Here is an 18,264-nt window from a genome sequence, read left to right as displayed (position 1 = left end):
CCGGTCCCGCCAGCGGGTGTGATCCTCTACTGGAATGCACTGGCTGGTGTGGCCATTAAGCCAACTATTGGCCCAAGCCAATAGAATATGAGGGGTATCGCCTTACCGGGGTACCCAACTGATATCTCTCTAGAGAAAAAGGAACTGTCGTGTCGCAGCAGCAAGATGCTCCGTTTTCCCGCGTACCGGACTCGGAATTCGGCTACAACGCAAAGCAAGTTGATGCATTCCTGAGCCGTGCCCGCGCCACCTTCAACGGTGGAGGAAACGACGACAGTGTGGTCACCAGCCACCTGATCCGCCGCACCACTTTTGCGCCGCAGAAGGGCGGGTACCAGGCCCGCGAAGTCGATGGTGCGCTGGACCGCTTGGAAGATGTCTTTGCCAAGCGCGAGCGCGACGACTTGATTGCCCATCAGGGCGAGGAGGTCTGGCTGCAGCAGGTAGGCCGCCTGGCCGCGATCCTGCGTGGCCGCCTGCACCGTGCCAAGGGTGAGCGTTTCCGTCGCCCGTCGCGTTCCAACGCGTCGAGCTACAACATCGAAGATGTCGATCGCCTATGCGATCAGCTCATCGACTATTTCGAGAACGACGTGCCCATGGCCGTTGACACCGTACGCCGCGTGGAATTCCGCTCTTCGCAGGGAACCGATGGCTACGAGGAATCGCAGGTCGATGCATTCCTTGACCGCGTGGTCGAGCTGATGGCTTCGATCGACTAGCAGCTGTCTCCAGCGCAAACGCATTGCCGCGCAGGGCAGTGGGAAATTCTTCCCGCTGCCCTGCGCGGCTTTTTGCATTCTTGGCGACGCGCTGGCCGATAAGGCTAGGGCCGGGTCTGTTCATAGTGGGCCAACCAGTTTCGCAGCATTTCTTCGAGCGCAGGACGATCAGCGGGGGCCAGCTGGTCCACGAGGCGCTTTTCGTTGCGCATGTGGGCGGTAAACGCTTCATCGATTTTCTTCTTGCCGCTAGCCGTCAAGGAGATGCGGCGCCCACGCCTGTCATCACCGGATAGCGCGCGGGTGACCCAGCCGTTGCTGACCAGCTTGTCGAGCCGCTTGGTCATGGCTCCGGTGGTCACCATCGTCTGCTGTGCCAGCTCGCCGGGGGCCAGGGAGTGGGGTTCTCCTGCCCGCCGCAAGGCCGCGAGCACATCGAATTCAGCTTCGGTCAGCCCATGCTCTGCATAAACCGTGCAGAGCTCCTCGGTCAGGTAATTAGCCAAGCGATGCAGCCGGCCGATGATTCCCTGGGGCGCTGGGTCGAGATCCGGCCGTTGTTCTGCCCACTGCTGTTGAATGCGCGATACGTGGTCGTTTTGCTCCATGCCTTTATTATATCTTCCAAGGAAGCTAAAGTATCTTCCATGGAAGATATTTTGAATTCCGCGGGGCACCGGCTTCGAACGCTGGGCTGGGTAGCACTGACCGCGATAGCCCCGATCGCGTGGGGCTCCAATTACTATGTCACCAAGGAATTTCTTCCCGACGGCTCAGCGCTCTGGGGTGCGGCGATCCGCGCATTGCCGGCGGGCTTGGTGTTGCTGGGGCTAGCCAGGAAACTCCCGCAGGGCAGCTGGTGGTGGAAATCCGCGGTTCTGGGCGTGCTGAATATCGGTGCCTTCTTTGCCCTGATCTACGTGGTGGCGCAACTTTTGCCATCGGGTGTCGCTGCTACGACCATGGCGATTTCTGCCGGTGTGCTCATGCTGTTCGCATGGCTATTGCTCGGTGAACGTCCTGCACGTTGGCCTTTGGTTGGGGCCCTCTTGGGCTTCGTCGGCGTGGGCATCATGGTATTCGATGCACAGGCCGGCATCGATATCCTGGGGATCGTCTTGTCGCTGGTAGCAATGGTCCTATCCAGTGCCGGGTTCATCTTGACCAAACGATGGTCTGAAGGGATGCCGATTATCCGTGTCACCGCGTGGCAGCTGGTGGCCGGAGGGGCAGTACTGGTCCCCTGCGCGCTGTTCGTGCATGGAGCACCCCCTGCGCTTGACCTGCAGGCGATGGCGGGCTTCGGCTATGTCAGCCTCATTGCCACCGCGGCTGCCTATCTTGCCTGGTTCACCGGGCTGCGCCATCTCCCTGCATCGTCAGTTGGCCTCATTGGCCTGCTCAATCCAGTGACAGGGGTCCTGCTGGGAACATTGCTGGCAGCGGAAAGCCTCGGCCTCAAAAGCCTCATCGGAATGGGCTTGGTTCTCGGCGGAGTCCTTCTGGGGCTGGCCAAGGGATCCCGGCGCAGATCAGCTTCGGCGCGCGAAGCATCTGGCCGCGACGCGCCTGCCGGAGAATCCGTGGAGACTGGCTAGAACTTCGCCCGCCAGTCCGGGACATGGAGCAACGCCATGACGCGTTCAACGTTGGCGGGCACGCTCCGCTTGGTGCTGCGCGATACGAAGATCATCACCATGAAGGCCAAGGGAACGCTCCACGCCGCAGGCTGGCGCAAGAGGTGGATCCAGATCTCATCTTCTTGGGGCAGGAAGGCACCGGTCATCAAGGCCAGTCCGCAGGAGATGCCGCCAGCCAGCAGGCCGGCAACAGCACCTCGTGCGGTCAGCGAACGCCACCAGATGCCCAAGAGCAGCAGCGGGCAGATCGTGGATGCAGTGAAGGCGAAGACGTTGCCAATGGCGCCCGCCAAGGCCAATGAATTGGTCACCACCGCGACCAGGACGGGCAGGGCGGTGGCCAGCACGGTAGAGATCCTGAAGCCCCGCACGGTACCCGAGAAGAATTCCTGGGACAGCGCGCCAGCCAGGGATACCACCAAACCGGAGGTGGTGGAGAGGAAAGCAGCGAATGCGCCACCGACGACAATTGCGGTCAAGGCGTCGCCCAGGAATCCGTCGAAGAGGCGTCCGGGCAAGAGCAGGATGGTGGCATCGGTTTCATTGGTGGCACCGAGCTCCGGGGTGTAGAGCAAGCCCAGCACGCCCAAAGTCGTCGGCAAGAGGTAGAACGCGGAGAGCAGGCACAGCACAATCACCGTGGTGGTACGCGCAGCCTGGCCTGTGGGGTTCGTGTAGAAGCGCACCAGCACATGCGGCAACCCCAGGGTGCCAAAGAGCAAGGCCAAGATGATGGATACCGTCTCGTAGAGGTTCATCGCGTTCACGGACTCCAGCTGCGCATACAGCGCCTGGGCATGCCCGGATGCCGAATGCTCGGGGATGGCCCGCCCCAGCAGGAAGATCGTGGGAATAACCAAGGCCGCCAGCTTGAACCAGTACTGGAAGGCCTGGACGAAGGTCACCGAGCGCATCCCGCCGGAAAGCACCGTCACGCAGACAACCGCGGCAACAATGACCGGACCGGCCCAACTCGGGAATCCGGTAGCGATGGATAGGGTCAGGGCTGCTCCGTGCATTTGCGGAACGATATAGAGCCAGCAGATCACCACCACCAGGTAGGTGGTGATTTTCCGCAGCATCGGCGAGCCTTCGAAACGGATCTGCGCGAAATCGGGAATTGTGTATGCCCGGGAACGTCGCAGGGGAGCGGCAACAAACAGGAGCAGCATCAAGTAGCCTGCGGTGTAGCCGATCGGGAACCACAAACCTGATTGCCCAGAGAGCACAATCAGTCCGGCAACGCCCAGGAACGAAGCCGCCGACAGGTATTCGCCGCCAATAGCAGAGGCATTCCACCACGGGCGTACGGTGCGTGAAGCTACGTAGAAGTCGGAAGTTGTACGGGACAGGCGCAGGCCGTGGAAGGCAATCAGCATGGTGGTGAGGCAAACGATCACCAGGGAGGAAACGGACAGCAGGCTAGCCACGGCTGATGCTCCGATACCGTTCTTCATTGCGTCCCGCGGCCCTGTTGTAGAGCATTCCGGCCACGATGATCAGTGGATACATGCCGATGCCCAAAACCCACCATGGCAGGGGCAGGCCCAGCAGATGGATGTCCTCGAAGACCGGCCAAAAGACGAGCAATGCACTGATGCCTACCAGCATCGCCAGCAGGCCCGCCGCCACGGCACAGGCCAGCCGCAGCTGGGAGCGGATCAGCTGGCGAACATAGAATTCTTCTGCTGTGTGCTCGGGACGGTCGGGGGAGACAGTCAAGGATGCATCCTGCGGAGCCTGGACACGCACGCGTTTTGGACGCTGCTCAGCGAACCGTCCGGGCATGAGGGGCTCTCGCCGGCTGTTGTCTTGGGGAAGTTGCTCCACGGAAGGCCAGCAGCTTCCTACAGCGGGCGGACGCGGTTGGCAGCCAAGCGTTCCCGCAGGTATGGCAACGCGCGACGAGAAATCGGAAGTTCGGTGCTGTTGACCAGCACAGCGGCCTTGCCGGTCTGCAAGCGAACGGTTTCGATCTTATCCATGCACACCAGGTAGGAACGGTGGATCCGAACGAAACCGGACTCGCCCCACTGCTGTTCCAGATCGTTGAGCGGAACCCGGATGAGATAGCTCGAATCCTTGGTGTGCAGCCGGGCGTAGTCTCCCTGGGCTTGAACGTAGGCGATATCCGCCCGAGGGATCAGCTTGGTGATGCCTCCCTGGTCCACGGTGATCATTTCCGGCTTGGCAGGGGTCTCCTCGACCAGCTCGCAGATGCGGCGAACGGATTCGGCCAGGCGCTGCGGGCGAATGGGCTTGAGCACGTAGTCGATGGCGGCCAACTCGAATGCTTGCAGCGCTTGATCTTCATCGGCGGTGACAAAAACAATCAGTGGGGGATTGGTGAACCGGGAGATGACGCGGGCAATGTCCAGGCCTGACAAAGCCGGCATGTGGATATCGAGGAAAAGTGCGTCGACAGTATTTTCCTCCAGCGCCTTCAGCGCCGCGGCACCAGAGGTGGCGCGGTGAATTTTCCCGATGCGGGAATCCTGGCTGAGCAGAAAAGCGATTTCTTCTACCGCTGGAAGTTCATCATCGGCGACCACCACGTTAATCATGCGAAAATTCTACCGTTTATTGGATTTTTCTATGCATCTGAAGTGATCGTGTTGGGCGGACGGAACTTCGGGACACGCAAAGTGATCAGCGTTCCGGCCCCCGGCGCGGTCTCCACCACCAGTCCATTGGAATTGCCGTAGAGCTGGCGCATGCGCAGGTCGACGTTGCGCAGGCCTACGTGCATATTCGGGGTATCGCCAGCTAGCACACTGGACAGCTGCTCGGGATCCATGCCCATGCCGTCATCTTCCACGCTGATGACTGCGTGCATTCCGTCTTCGGTCGCCGTGATGGAGATGACTCCGCCATCTGGCCGGGCTTCGAGTCCATGGCGTACCGCGTTTTCAACCAGCGGCTGCAAGGCCAGGAAGGGAATTTGCGTGGGCAGCACCTCGGGAGCGATCTGCAAGGAGACCTTGATGCGCTCACCGAAACGGGCCTTTTCCAGCAACAGGTAGCGGTCAATCGCTTCCAGTTCTTCGGCCAGGGTGGTGAATTCACCGCGGCGGCGGAAAGAGTACCGGGTGAAGTCGGCGAATTCTATGACCAGCTCACGGGCTCGAGCGGGATCAGTATTGATGAACGAGGCGATCGCATTCAGCGAGTTGTAGATGAAGTGCGGGGAGATCTGAGCGCGCAAGGCACGCATCTGCGCTTCGAGCAGCATGGCCTTGGATTCATCGAGCTGGGCGGTGGAAACTTGCGCGGATACAAAGACCGCTACCTCGGAAACTGCCCGAACGAAGCTGGCGCCGGCCCTGCGTGATAGCGCGGTCACCGTTCCCACGCTTTGATCTCCTACGGTGATCGGCGCGGACACGAAGTCCATGCCGGAGGAACGTTCTACCTGGGTTTTGCCGGTTGCCAGCGCGCTTTTGGAAACCTTGGAGGCTGCTTCTTCGAGTTCCGCGGTGAAATCGGCCCCTGCATCGGTGGCCAGCACATGGGTGGTGTCGCTGATCAGCAATACCTGGCAGTTCAAGAGCCTGCGCAGCGCCTTGGCGCTTTTGGCCGCCCCGTCCTCAGTCAGGCCGCGCTCCAAATGGGGAACCGCAACGGACATGTGGTGCAACGTCTTGTAGGTGGCTTCCTCGACGTCGGTACCCATTTCCTTGGTGGAGCGGGAAATCCTGAAACCGATGTAGCCGACAAGAGCGATTCCGACCATCGCAATGGCGACGATCAGGGTGACTTGCAGCGCTGGAGACATGTATCCCATCTTAGGGCCCTGCCTGATCTGCCGACCGTTCAGCGCGCCATGCTGCGCCGTTGGGCGCAGAAAGCAGTCCGTTGAGCCACGAGCTGTGCAAGCCCCCTAGTCGCCAACGGGTTTATCGCCAATAGTGAACTTAGTCACAAAACCGATGTGCGCCCAGTCACATCATCAACTCGCTCAAGGAGGGCATCATGAGTGCCAACCCGGAACACGGCGTCGCTGCTGACGTTGATTTCGTCAAGGAGAGCCAATCCGAGGAATTCCAGGAACTGCGAAAGACCCACCGCAGTTTTGTTTTCCCGATGGCAGTCTTCTTCCTCGTCTGGTATTTCGCCTATGTGCTGCTAGCCGACTACTTCCATGACTTCATGTCCATCAAGGTTCTCGGCAATATCAACATGGGTATTGTTCTCGGGTTGCTGCAGTTCGTGTCGACCTTCGCGATCACCGCGGCCTACGTCAGTTTCTCGAATAAGAAGCTCGACCCCAAGGCAACCAAGATCCGTGAACGCCTAGAGAGCGAGGGAGTGAACTAAATGAACCAGCTCAGCATCCTGGCCCAGGCCGCGGGAGAGTCGACCCAGGTCGGCAACCCCTTGGTCAATATCGCCATCTTCCTGGCCTTCGTGGGCGTCACCATGGTGATCGTGCTCCGCGCCTCCAAGAACAACAAGACCGCTGCGGATTACTATGCAGGCGGCCGTTCCTTCACGGGAACGCAGAACGGCACCGCAATTGCCGGTGACTACCTCTCGGCAGCCTCCTTCCTGGGCATCGTTGGCGCTATCGCCATCCAGGGCTACGACGGCTTCCTCTACTCGATCGGCTTCCTGGTTGCTTGGCTGGTTGCCTTGCTGCTGGTTGCGGAGCTGCTGCGCAACACCGGCAAATTCACCATGGCCGATGTGCTGTCCTTCCGGCTCAAGCAGCGTCCGGTGCGCATCGCCGCGGCCATCTCCACGCTGGCAGTGTGCGTCTTCTACCTGCTGGCGCAGATGGCTGGCGCCGGCGCGCTGGTTTCCCTGTTGCTGGGTATTGACGAGAAGCTGGGACAGTCGCTGGTGATCGTTATCGTTGGCGCATTGATGATCCTCTATGTGCTGGTTGGCGGCATGAAGGGCACCACCTGGGTGCAGATCATCAAGGCCTGCCTGCTGATCGCCGGCGCGCTGATCATGACCGTGTGGACGCTGGCCATGTTCGGCTTCAACTTCTCCGACCTGCTGGGCAAGGCAGCTGAAGTAGCCGGCAACCCCGAGATCCTGAATCCGGGCATGAAGTACGGTGTTTCTGAAACTGCCAAGCTGGACTTCATCTCGCTGGCCCTGGCCTTGGTGCTTGGCACCGCCGGCCTGCCGCACGTGCTGATGCGCTTCTACACCGTTCCTACCGCGAAGGAAGCCCGCAAGTCCGTCGTCTGGGCTATCTGGCTGATCGGCGCCTTCTACCTGTTCACCCTGGTGCTGGGCTTCGGCGCCGGTGCACTGATTGGCCCGGATCGAATCCAGGCGGCTCCAGGCGGCGTGAACTCTGCGGCACCGCTGCTGGCCTACGAATTGGGCGGCACAGTGCTGCTGGGCCTGATCTCTGCAGTGGCCTTCGCAACCATCCTTGCTGTGGTGGCGGGCTTGACCATCACCGCGGCGGCATCCTTCGCCCATGACGTGTACGCGTCGGTGATTGCCAAGGGCAAGTCCACTCCAGAGAAGGAAATGAAGATTGCCCGCCGCACGGTCTTGGTTATCGGAGTCTTCGCTATCGCTGGCGGCATCGGTGCCCAGGGGCAGAACGTGGCCTTCCTGGTGGCATTGGCCTTCGCGGTGGCCGCTTCGGCTAACCTGCCAACCATCTTGTACTCGCTGTTCTGGAAGGGCTTCAAGACCCGCGGCGCAGTGTGGTCCATGTACGGCGGCCTGGGTTCGGCTTTGCTGCTGATCATCTTCTCGCCAGTGTTCTCGGGCTCGGAGACCGCAATGATCCCAAGCATCGATATGGTGATCTTCCCGCTGGCTAACCCGGGTATCGTCTCCATTCCGCTGGCCTTCTTCCTAGGCTGGCTGGGCTCGGTTACCGACAAGCGTTTCGAGGACATTACCAAGCAGGCGGAAATGGAAGTTCGTTCGCTGACCGGTGTCGGTGCCGAGAAGGCAGTCGACCACTAAGGCGAAGAATACATAAAACGCAATAGCGAAGTTCCGGGAACCAGCCAGCAGGCTGGTTCCCGGAACTTTTTTGCTGCCCTGAGTGCTACGCGTTGTCGGCTAGCGAGTGCTGAAGCAAAGCGGTGGTGCGATAGGGGACGAGCTCGGCCATGGATAGTGCCGAGTCGGCACGATTCACTCCGTCTATATGCAGCAGCTGTCCATGGACCCGAAACAGCTCCTCGGCGTCTTTGGCCGCTACCCGCACCAAGATGTCGGCAGAGCCGGTGAGCCCGTGTGCTTCAAGCACCTCGGGGATGGCTTCGAGCTTGGCGGCGATGTCCCCGAGATGGCGTTGCTCAACATGCAGCTCGACAAAGGAAAGCAGCCCGTAGCCCAGCACTTCGGGCGGGATGCGGCGGTCAATGGAATCAAGAACTTCATTCTCCAGGCGGGTCATCCGCGTCTGCACGGTATTTCGCCCGAGGTTCAAAGCCGTGGCGATAGCCGAGCCGGTGCGCTTGGCTGCGGTCGAGAGGGCCAGCAGGATGCGCCGGTCGGTAGTGTCCAGAAGTTGCATAATGTGCACGTTAGCACTGACCGGTTCTCATAAACAGTGCGTTTTGCTCTAATTCCAAAAACACCATTGTGCATCCTGCCTTGCGTGAGTAGCATCACATTAAGCGGTGTTTGTGAATGAAAACCCGCAACCGACTACGTGAGAGTAAGGATGCCGATCGTGTCCACACAGCACATTGACGTAGCCGCCGGATGCCTACCCACGCATCAGCTGCTGAACGTCGACGGGAAACGAATCCCGGACGAAGAACTTGACCATTATCTGAAGGACCTCAAAGAAGCGGACCTTGCAGATTTCCTTCGCGACATGGTGGTCCTGCGCCGCATGGACAATGAAGCCACCGCATTGCAGCGCCAGGGCCAGCTAGGACTCTGGGCCCCGTTGCTCGGCCAGGAAGCCGCACAAATCGGCTCGGTCCGCGCCACCGAAGCGGATGACTTCATTTTCCCTTCCTACCGCGAGCATGGCGTCGCATGGGCCAGGGGAGTGAAAGCAGAAGATCTGCTCAGCGTGTGGCGCGGGGCCCAGGCCAGCGGCTGGGATCCGAATGAAGTCAATATTGCTTGCCAGCAGATTGTCATTGGCTCCCAGGCTTTGCACGCAGCCGGATACGGAATGGGAATCAAATTCGACGGGGGCAAGCAAGTTTCTGTGGCCTACTTTGGCGATGGCGCCACCAGCCAGGGCGACGTGAGCGAAGCCATGGTCTTCGCCGCCAGCTACCAGGCGCCAGTGCTGTTCTTCTGCCAGAACAACCAGTGGGCCATTTCCGAACCAGTCCACCTGCAAAGCCGCACCCAGATTGCCGACCGTGCCCACGGCTTCGGGCTGAAGACCTGGCGGGTGGATGGCAATGACATCCTTGCAGTCTACGCAGCCACCAAGGCCGCCCTGAATCACGCGCGCAACGGCCTGGGCCCAACCTTCATTGAAGCGGTCACCTATCGCATGGGGTCGCACACCACCGCCGATGATCCAACCCGCTACCGCAAGAGCGAGCAGCTCGAAGAGTGGAAAGCCAAGGACCCTATCGACCGCCTGGTGAAGTACCTGCATGAGATGGGTGCCGATGTGCAGTCCTACGAGCAGCGTGCCCAGAACGCAGCCGATGATCTGGCCGCGAAGCTTCGCGCCGCGATCACCACCATGGAGGACCCCAAGGTGGAAGAGCTGTTCACCAATGTATATGCCGAGAAGCACGAACCAACCGAACGCGCAGCCAAGAACTATCTGGACTACTTGGCAGATTTTGAAGGTGGAGAGTAACTGTGGCAACCACCATGCTCAAGGCGCTGAACAAGTCGCTGCACGATGCCCTGGACGAGGACGAGAAAGTCATCCTGCTCGGTGAAGACATCGGAACCCTCGGGGGCGTCTTCCGGGTCACCGATGGCCTGAAATCCAAATTCGGCGAGCACCGCGTCGTCGATACCCCGCTGGCAGAATCCGGCATTGTCGGCAGCGCCATCGGCCTGGCCTACCGAGGCTATCGCCCAGTAGTGGAGATCCAGTTTGACGGCTTCACCTACCCGGCCTTTGACCAGCTAGTATCCCAGCTGGCTAAATTGCATTACCGTTCCCGGGGCCGTGTGAAGATGCCGGTGACAGTTCGAATTCCCTACGGCGGAGGAATCGGTTCACCGGAGCACCACTCCGAATCGCCGGAAGCATATTTCGCCCACACCGCCGGTCTGCGCGTCTTCGCGCCTTCAAGTGTCGAAGATGCCTATAGCATGTTGCGCCAGGCCATCGATTGCGATGATCCGGTCATCTTCTTCGAGCCGAAGCGCCGCTACCACGAGAAAAGCACAGCTGAACTTCTGGCTCCAACGCCAGACGGATCGCCAAAGGCCAAGATCATCCGACCCGGTGAAGATGTCACCGTGGTCGGCTATGGCCCGACCACCTACACCTTGGTGGATGCGGCCAAGGCCGCAGAAGATGAAGGCACCAGTCTGGAGGTCATCGACCTGCGCACCTTGGATCCGTTGGATATCGACACCGTGGCCGAATCCGTCAAGCGCACCGGCAAGCTGGTTGTAGTCCATGAAGCCAGCCGCACCAGCGGTATCGGTGCAGAAATCTGTGCCGAAATCACCGAGCGCTGCTTCGACTATCTGGAGCACGCCCCATTGCGCGTCACCGGATTCGATATTCCGTATCCGCCATCGCGGCTCGAAAGCCACCACCTGCCCGATTTGGATCGAGTGATGCACGCGGTCGATACCGTGATGCGCCACAACGAGGCAACCGAAGGAGCTGCCAAGTGATGACCGCCCACACATTCAAACTCCCGGACCTCGGCGAAGGGCTCACCGAGTCCGAGGTGCTGAATTGGAAAATCAAGGTTGGCGAGCATGTTGCGCTCAACCAGATCATTGCCGAAGTTGAAACCGCCAAGGCAGTGGTTGAACTGCCCTCGCCGTATGCCGGCTTCGTTCAGGCTCTGCATGCCACCGAAGGTGAAACAGTACAGGTTGGCGGTCCGCTGGTCACTTTTGATCAGGAGCCAGGCGCTTCCGGCGGGCAGCCGCCAGCAGCAGGTCCCGGAAATCATGGGGAAAGTGCGGCCGTCGAGCGCACCCCAACCCTCGTTGGCTACGGTGCCCCGGCAGACACCGGCAACCGTCCAACGCGAAAAGCTCGTGGCTCCCGCAACGGGGGAGCGGCGCAATTGGCGGAACCAGTTGCATCCGCACCGGATGCCGCGCCGGCCAGTCCTGAGCGCGAACAACATGAGACGACTCGATGCACACCGCCCGTACGCAAGCTGGCACGCGATCATGGAGTCGATATTTCGGCGCTCGCCGGCAGCGGCGAGGGTGGGCTGGTGCTGCGTAGGGATGTTCAGCAGGCCATCGATTCCGTAGGTACCAGCACCTCATCGGCAAGGGGAAATGAGCCAGCGTCCTCGCCGGATGTGGACCGCCATGTGAAGATCACCGCCGTCCGCAGAGCCACAGCCAAAGCGATGGTGCAGTCGGCGTTTACTGCACCGCATGCCACCGAGTTCCTCACTATTGACGTCACCGAATCCATGGCGTTGGTGGAAAGAATGCGTTCGCATCGCTTGCTGAAGGACCGGAAACTCAACATCACAACGTTGGCGGCGCTCGTGGTGACGAGATTGCTGAAGACTTATCCTGCGCTGAACTCGACGTGGGATGAAAAGGCTGACGAAATCATTGAGTTCGGGTCAGTGAATCTGGGCATGGCTGTGGCAAGTGACCGCGGCTTGCTGGTTCCGGTGCTGAAAAATGCCCAAGCCAAGACGTTGCCCGTATTGGCAACTGAACTCAGCGAGATTATTCTCCAGGGCCGCGAAGGAACGTTGTCACCAGCCCAATTGACCGGTGGCACATTCTCCATTACCAATGTGGGGGTTTTCGGCGTGGATGCCGGGACCCCGATTCTACCTCCGGGGCAGGCTGGAATCCTGGCATTAGGCCAAGTGAAACGAAGGCCTTGGGAATACCAAGACCAAGTTGCCCTTCGCCATACCATGACTTTGGCTTTGTCCTTCGATCACAGAGTGGTTGACGGCAAGGAAGCAAGCGAGTTCCTCGCAGGTGTCGGCTCGGTATTGGAAGACCCCGGAATGATGAATATTTTTATTTGAGCTTAAATAAAAACTGACCCGGCTGAAGTTATTTCAGTCGGGTGAGTAACCCGATTTCAAGCATTGCTTTCATGACTATTCATTGGTTGTTTCGCAATGTTTGATGTAATCTCATTCACTACGTGCTATAGCTCACGCTTGCCTGCACGGCTCTGCGAAATGCAGAAGCAGCAACGATCTGTTGAGGAGAAATAGGATGCGATACTCGCACGCATCTAAGGCTGTCGTTTTATCTGCAGCCTTGGCGCTGACCCTGTCCGCTTGTGGCGGCGGTTCAAATGAAACCGCCGGTGGCGAAGGTGACGGCTCGTACGTCGTCACCGCAAACACCACCGAACCGCAGAATGGCCTTCTGCCGGCTAACACCAACGAAGTTGGCGGCGGCCGCGTAATGGACCTGATCTTCACCGGTTTGGTCAGCTATGACGCAAAGGGCGCTCCGGTCAATGAACTCGCTGAGTCCATCGAAACCGAAGACTCCCAGAACTACACCATCAAGCTGAAGGCCGGACATACCTTCTCGGATGGTTCCCCAGTAACTGCTGCTTCGTTCGTGGATGCCTGGAACTTCGGCGCCGCGGCAAAGAACGCACAGCTGAACTCGTACTTCTTCGAATCCATCAAGGGCTTCGATGAGGTCAACAAGGAAGGCTCCAAGAAGGAAGAGATGGAAGGCCTGAAGGTAGTGGATGACACCACCTTCACCGTCGAGCTGTCCCAGCCTGAGTCCGACTTCCCGCTGCGCTTGGGCTACACGGCGTTCATGCCGTTGCCTGAAGCGGCCTTCGAAGATCCAAAGGCCTTTGGCGAAAAGCCAATCGGCAACGGCCCATACACGTTGACCGAGTGGAACCACGATGTGAACCTGAAGCTGGACGTCAACGAGAGCTACGACGGTCCACGCAAGGCGGCTAACGCCGGCATCGACTTCAAGGTCTACCAGTCCACCGACTCGGCGTACAGCGATCTGCAGTCCAACAACTTGGACGTCCTCGACCAGATCCCGCCAAGCCAGCTGGCTTCCTACGAGTCTGACCTGGGCGATCGTTCAGTCAACTCGCCATATGCCGGCAACGCAACCATCACCATCCCGGGCTACCTGGACCACTTCAAGCAGGACGAAGAGGGCAACCTGCGCCGTGCCGCGATCTCCCGTGCCATTGACCGCCAGCTGATCATCGACAAGGTGTACCAGGGTGGCAAGGTCAAGGCCGATGACTTCACCGCACCAGTGCTCGAAGGCTACAGCGCCGACGTTCCAGGCAGCGAAGTCCTCGACTTCGACGGGGCTGAAGCCAAGAAGCTGTGGGAACAGGCTGATGAAATCAGTAAGTGGGAGTCCGGCGATGAATTCTCTGTCGGCTACAACGTTGATGGCGCGGGCAACAAGGAATACGTCGAAGCTGTCGTCAACCAGCTGAAGAGCAACCTGGGCATCAACGCAGTGGCTCAGCCATTCTCTTCATTCAAGGAATTGCGCGAGAAGGTCACCAGCTACAAGATGACCGGTGCATTCCGTACCGGTTGGCAGGCCGACTACCCGTCGCTGTACAACTTCCTTGGTCCACTATTTGGCACCGGGGCCGGTTCGAATGACGGCAAGTACTCCAGCAAGGAATTCGATGACAAGCTGGCCGAAGGCCTGTCTGCCACGGATCCGGCCGAGGGTGCAAAGATCTTCAACGAAGCACAGGAGATCCTGTTCAAGGATTTGCCGGCCATCCCTCTGTGGTACCAAGCAGTCCAGGGTGGTTGGAGCGAAAACGTTGATAACGTCGAGTTCGGGTGGAACGGTGTTCCTATGTACCAGCAAATCACTGGCAAATAAGTTTCCTTCAGCATTTGGCCTAATCAGAGCGAATAGAAGCTGAAAACTCGTCAAGGGAGATCCGAGCAGCTCAGGGTCTCCCTTTGGCGTGTCCGTCCTGCCTCGCAAAAATAAACGTCGAGATATTTATCGACGGAAAGAGGATGAAAATGGCCCTGTGCCCTCATGTGTCTCGAGGTGAGATGCAAGCATGTTAAGTTTTACCCTGAAGCGAATCGTGCAGCTGATTCCGGTGTTCATCGGAGCTACGCTGCTGGTGTACTTCCTGGTTTTCGCAACACCGGGTAACCCCATCGCCGCACTTTCCGGTGGCAAGCCAATGAGCCCCGCTACCGAAGCGGCCCTGACCGCACAATACAACTTGGATAAGCCTTTCTGGGTCCAATATGGCCTGTACCTGAAGAATCTGGTGACCTTGGATCTGGGAACCTCGTTCTCCGGCCAGGAAGTTCGAGACTTGCTGGCTCGGGCCTTCCCGGTCACCGCACGCCTGGCGATCCTCGCGTTGTTGATCGAATCTGTCTTCGGCATCATCTTCGGAGTCATCGCCGGCATGCGCAAGGGCAAATTGTTCGACTCGACCGTCCTGATCGCATCGCTGCTGGTCATCGCAGTTCCAACCTTCGTACTGGGCTTCCTGCTCCAGTACGTGGTCGGAGTCAAGCTCGAATGGGCAAAGCCAACCGTTTCCGGTTCGGCAACCTGGGGCGAACTGATCCTGCCGGCCTTGGTCCTGGGACTCGTTTCTCTGGCTTACGTTTTGCGACTGACGCGTACCTCCATCATTGAGAACAAAACCGCTGACTATGTGCGCACCGCAACTGCCAAGGGCCTGAGCCGCAACCGCGTTGTCACCGTGCACATCTTGCGCAACTCGCTGATTCCAGTCGTGACCTACCTTGGCGCCGACTTGGGCGCACTCATGGGCGGCGCCATTGTTACCGAGGGTATCTTCAATGTCCCCGGTGTCGGCCACTTGCTCTACCAGGCAATCCAGAAGGGCGAAACCCCGACGGTGGTTGCCGTTGTAGGCGTCTTGGTGATCGTCTTCGTGATCGCCAACCTGATCGTGGATATGCTGTACGCACTGCTTGACCCAAGGATCCGTTATGCCTGAGAACCAGAACTTTAATCCCGAAGACGGCCTTCCCATCCGAAACACCCGTGCCGGCAAAGTTTCCAAGTACAAAATTGAGCACTACGTGGCCCCATTGGAGGAGACTCCGCTGCAGGCGGTGGATTCTGTCAAGGAAACCGGCAAGCCATTGTCCATGTGGGCTGAAGCATGGCGTTCACTGCGCAAGCAGCCGCTGTTCATCATCTCCACGCTTCTGATCATCGCCGTCATGGTTGTAGCTGCGTTCCCGCAGCTGTTCACGTCCATTGATCCGACTGGCAACCAGGCATGCTTACTGGAAAATTCCAATGAGCCAGCACGCCAGGGACATATCATGGGCTTCAACCTGCAGGGTTGCGACATCTACGCCCGTACGATCTACGGCACGCGTGCTTCGCTGCTCGTAGGCGTATTCACTACCCTCATCGTGGTGCTGCTCGGCGGTGCCATTGGCGCGCTGGCAGGCTACTACGGCGGCTGGATCGACACCATCCTGGCTCGTCTGGGCGATATCTTCTTCGCGCTGCCGCTGATCCTCGGAGCCATCATCGTGATGCAGCTTCCTGCCTTCCGTGAAAACCGAAGCGTTTGGACGGTTATCATCACCCTTGCGATCTTCGGCTGGCCGCAGCTGGCACGCATTACCCGCGGCGCAGTGATCGAGGCCCGCAACGCGGACTTCGTGAAGGCCTCGCGCGCGTTGGGCCTGTCCAAGTTCAGCGCTTTGGTCAAGCACGTCATCCCGAACTCGTTGGCACCGATCATTGTTGTTGCCACGGTGAACCTCGGCGTATACATCGTTGCCGAGGCCACGCTGTCCTTCCTGGGCGTCGGGCTTCCGCCAGACGTCATGAGCTGGGGCAACGATATTTCCTCCGCACGTACCCAGCTGCGCAATAACCCGACCATGCTGATGTGGCCAGCACTGTTCCTTTCGGTAACGGTATTGAGCTTCATCATGCTCGGCGATGCAGTGCGCGACGCACTGGATCCGAAGGCCCGGAAGGGAGCCTAAGCAATGACTCAGAGTGCAACTCCCAAGCCTCTGCTGGAAGTCAAGGACCTGGCGATCACTTTCTCCACTCCTGACGGTCCAGTGCACGCAGTGCGCGACGCCAACTTCACCGTGATGCCCGGGGAAACCGTGGCCATCGTGGGCGAGTCCGGTTCCGGCAAGTCAACTTCGGCACTGGCTGCTATCGGCCTGTTGGCCGGCAACGGCAAGGTCTCATCCGGCCAGATTCTTTTTGACGGCGAGGACATCGCCCAAGCGAGCGAAAAGCGATTCGTAGAGCTGCGCGGCAACCATATTGGCATGGTTCCGCAGGATCCGATGTCCAACTTGAACCCGGTCTGGAAGATCGGGTTCCAGGTCAAGGAAACCCTGAAAGCCAACGGCTTGGCGGGGGATAACCCGAACAAGCGTGTAGCCCAGGTCTTGGCCGATGCAGGTTTGCCCGATCCGGAGACGCGTGCGAGGCAGTACCCGCACGAATTCTCCGGTGGCATGCGTCAGCGTGCGCTGATCGCCATTGGCCTGGCCTGCCGCCCGCGCCTGCTGATTGCCGATGAGCCAACCAGCGCACTGGACGTCACCGTGCAGCAGCAGATCCTGGACCATCTGGACACCATGACCAGTGAACTGGGCACCGCCGTGCTGCTGATTACCCACGACCTGGGCTTGGCAGCAGAGCGTGCCGAGAAGGTCGTCGTGATGTACAAGGGGCGTGTCGTCGAATATGGCCCAGCGCTGGAGATTCTGCGCAACCCCAAGCACCCGTACACCCAGCGCCTGATCAACTCGGCTCCATCGTTGTCAGCACAGCGTGGAGACAAGCACGAGGCGATTGTTGATGAGGTAATTCCGGGCAAGGCCGAGCCGCTGCTGAAGGTCAGCAACCTGACGAAGGTCTTCGATATCCGCAAGGGGTTCGGCAAGAAGGAGAAGTTCACCGCGGTGGACAACGTGTCCTTCGAGATCCCCAAGGGCACCACCACCGCCGTGGTAGGCGAGTCCGGTTCCGGCAAGTCCACCATCGCCCAGATGGTGCTCAACCTGTTGGACAAGACCGAGGGCGAGATCATCTTTGATGGCGAACAGATTGGCAACCTGAGCGAGAAGCACTTGTTCAAGTACCGCCGACGTGTCCAGCCGATTTTCCAGGATCCGTACGGATCCTTGGATCCGATGTACTCGATATTCCGAACCATCGAAGAACCACTGCGCATTCACGGTATTGGTAACGCGGCATCACGGGAGAAGAAGGTCAAGGAACTGCTGGATCAGGTTTCCATGCCGGCATCCACCATGCACCGCTTCCCGAACGAGCTGTCCGGCGGACAGCGCCAGCGCATCGCGATCGCGCGTGCTCTGGCCTTGCAGCCGGAAATGATCGTTTGCGATGAGGCTGTTTCGGCGTTGGACGTGCTGGTGCAGGCCCAGGTGCTTGAGCTGCTTGATGAGCTGCAACGCGAAATGGGCCTTACCTACCTGTTCATTACCCACGACCTGGCTGTAGTCCGCCAGATCGCGGACAACGTATGCGTGATGGAACACGGAAAGATCGTCGAACAGGGAACGACGGACGAGATTTTCGATGCGCCAAAGAGTGCATATACCCGCAACCTGCTGGCTGCGATCCCTGGAGCTTCGCTGATCTAGCAGCTCGGAAATCCGCTGAATGGGACGGTGAAACCGTAAGGTTTCACCGTCCCATTCTGCGCTTAACCTGAGCTCAAGCAACGTCATATTCAACGAATATTTCAGATTTAATCAATCTGAAACAAACGTTGCAAAAATGTTATAAATCACTCCGCGAGTCAACATGCACGAAAC

17 protein-coding genes are annotated in these 18,264 nt (G+C 59.1%); 11 read left to right on the top strand and 6 right to left on the bottom strand.

Features of this window, described 5'->3' with window-relative positions:
- The first annotated feature begins 149 nt into the window (after positions 1-149).
- Complete coding sequence (locus tag ACFVHU_RS08955) at positions 150-722, top strand: DivIVA domain-containing protein (RefSeq protein WP_105657242.1); 573 nt, start codon at positions 150-152, stop codon at positions 720-722.
- 104 nt (positions 723-826) lie between these two features.
- Here ACFVHU_RS08955 and ACFVHU_RS08950 read toward each other — a convergent pair whose 3' ends face one another.
- On the bottom strand, positions 827-1,330 hold the full coding sequence (locus ACFVHU_RS08950; protein WP_105657243.1) for a MarR family winged helix-turn-helix transcriptional regulator: 504 nt from the start codon (positions 1,328-1,330) through the stop codon (positions 827-829).
- Positions 1,331-1,369: 39 nt separating this feature from the next.
- Here ACFVHU_RS08950 and ACFVHU_RS08945 point away from each other — a divergent pair, with 39 nt between their 5' ends.
- A complete protein-coding gene (locus tag ACFVHU_RS08945; protein ID WP_388023967.1) occupies positions 1,370-2,320 on the top strand; it encodes a DMT family transporter in 951 nt (316 codons plus the stop codon).
- Here the strand turns inward: ACFVHU_RS08945 and ACFVHU_RS08940 are convergent.
- From ACFVHU_RS08940 to ACFVHU_RS08925, 4 genes are all read right to left on the bottom strand, one after another.
- Complete coding sequence (locus ACFVHU_RS08940) at positions 2,317-3,792, bottom strand: cation acetate symporter (RefSeq protein WP_388023966.1); 1,476 nt, start codon at positions 3,790-3,792, stop codon at positions 2,317-2,319. The genes ACFVHU_RS08945 and ACFVHU_RS08940 overlap by 4 nt on opposite strands.
- A complete protein-coding gene (locus tag ACFVHU_RS08935; RefSeq protein ID WP_286172046.1) occupies positions 3,785-4,084 on the bottom strand; it encodes a hypothetical protein in 300 nt (99 codons plus the stop codon). Before ACFVHU_RS08935 ends, ACFVHU_RS08940 begins: the two co-directional genes overlap by 8 nt.
- A gap of 125 nt (positions 4,085-4,209) precedes the next feature.
- Positions 4,210-4,926 (bottom strand): LytTR family DNA-binding domain-containing protein, encoded by a 717-nt coding sequence (locus tag ACFVHU_RS08930; RefSeq protein WP_105657247.1) that lies wholly within the window; start codon positions 4,924-4,926, stop codon positions 4,210-4,212.
- A gap of 29 nt (positions 4,927-4,955) precedes the next feature.
- Entirely contained in the window at positions 4,956-6,137 is a 1,182-nt protein-coding gene (locus tag ACFVHU_RS08925; RefSeq protein ID WP_105657305.1) for a sensor histidine kinase, read from the bottom strand.
- Between the two features lie 197 nt (positions 6,138-6,334).
- On the opposite strand from ACFVHU_RS08925, the gene ACFVHU_RS08920 reads away from it, so the two are divergent.
- Together ACFVHU_RS08920 and ACFVHU_RS08915 are read left to right on the top strand one after the other, a co-directional pair.
- Positions 6,335-6,679 (top strand): DUF485 domain-containing protein, encoded by a 345-nt coding sequence (locus ACFVHU_RS08920; RefSeq protein WP_105657248.1) that lies wholly within the window; start codon positions 6,335-6,337, stop codon positions 6,677-6,679.
- Positions 6,680-8,305 (top strand): cation acetate symporter, encoded by a 1,626-nt coding sequence (locus ACFVHU_RS08915; protein WP_133833001.1) that lies wholly within the window; start codon positions 6,680-6,682, stop codon positions 8,303-8,305.
- 85 nt (positions 8,306-8,390) lie between these two features.
- Here ACFVHU_RS08915 and ACFVHU_RS08910 read toward each other — a convergent pair whose 3' ends face one another.
- Positions 8,391-8,864, bottom strand: a complete 474-nt coding sequence (locus ACFVHU_RS08910) for an Lrp/AsnC family transcriptional regulator (protein WP_388023964.1) — start codon at positions 8,862-8,864, stop codon at positions 8,391-8,393.
- Positions 8,865-9,014: 150 nt separating this feature from the next.
- On the opposite strand from ACFVHU_RS08910, the gene pdhA reads away from it, so the two are divergent.
- The 7 genes from pdhA to ACFVHU_RS08875 all read left to right on the top strand — a co-directional run bounded on the left by pdhA (position 9,015) and on the right by ACFVHU_RS08875 (position 18,090).
- Positions 9,015-10,130, top strand: a complete 1,116-nt coding sequence (gene pdhA, locus ACFVHU_RS08905) for a pyruvate dehydrogenase (acetyl-transferring) E1 component subunit alpha (protein WP_105661813.1) — start codon at positions 9,015-9,017, stop codon at positions 10,128-10,130.
- Between the two features lie 14 nt (positions 10,131-10,144).
- Positions 10,145-11,134, top strand: coding sequence for an alpha-ketoacid dehydrogenase subunit beta (locus tag ACFVHU_RS08900; protein WP_105657306.1), 990 nt, complete (start codon positions 10,145-10,147; stop codon positions 11,132-11,134).
- Entirely contained in the window at positions 11,134-12,483 is a 1,350-nt protein-coding gene (locus tag ACFVHU_RS08895; RefSeq protein ID WP_105657252.1) for a dihydrolipoamide acetyltransferase family protein, read from the top strand. The genes ACFVHU_RS08900 and ACFVHU_RS08895 overlap by 1 nt, the downstream gene beginning before the upstream one ends.
- A 196-nt stretch (positions 12,484-12,679) precedes the next feature.
- Complete coding sequence (locus ACFVHU_RS08890; protein ID WP_105661815.1) at positions 12,680-14,311, top strand: ABC transporter substrate-binding protein; 1,632 nt, start codon at positions 12,680-12,682, stop codon at positions 14,309-14,311.
- 190 nt (positions 14,312-14,501) lie between these two features.
- Positions 14,502-15,428: an ABC transporter permease gene (locus ACFVHU_RS08885; protein WP_105661816.1), complete on the top strand. Its 927-nt coding sequence runs from the start codon at positions 14,502-14,504 to the stop codon at positions 15,426-15,428.
- Complete coding sequence (locus ACFVHU_RS08880; RefSeq protein ID WP_286134595.1) at positions 15,421-16,443, top strand: ABC transporter permease; 1,023 nt, start codon at positions 15,421-15,423, stop codon at positions 16,441-16,443. The genes ACFVHU_RS08885 and ACFVHU_RS08880 overlap by 8 nt, the downstream gene beginning before the upstream one ends.
- A gap of 3 nt (positions 16,444-16,446) precedes the next feature.
- Positions 16,447-18,090 carry an ABC transporter ATP-binding protein gene (locus ACFVHU_RS08875; protein ID WP_105657255.1) on the top strand — a complete coding sequence of 548 codons (1,644 nt, stop codon included), beginning with the start codon at positions 16,447-16,449 and terminating at the stop codon, positions 18,088-18,090.
- Positions 18,091-18,264 lie beyond the last annotated feature (174 nt).

The sequence above is a fragment of the Glutamicibacter sp. NPDC127525 genome, from assembly GCF_042672105.1.
Lineage (GTDB): Bacteria > Actinomycetota > Actinomycetes > Actinomycetales > Micrococcaceae > Glutamicibacter.
Note: the sequence above shows the minus strand (reverse complement) of the source record. Positions and strands in the feature narration are given on the sequence as shown.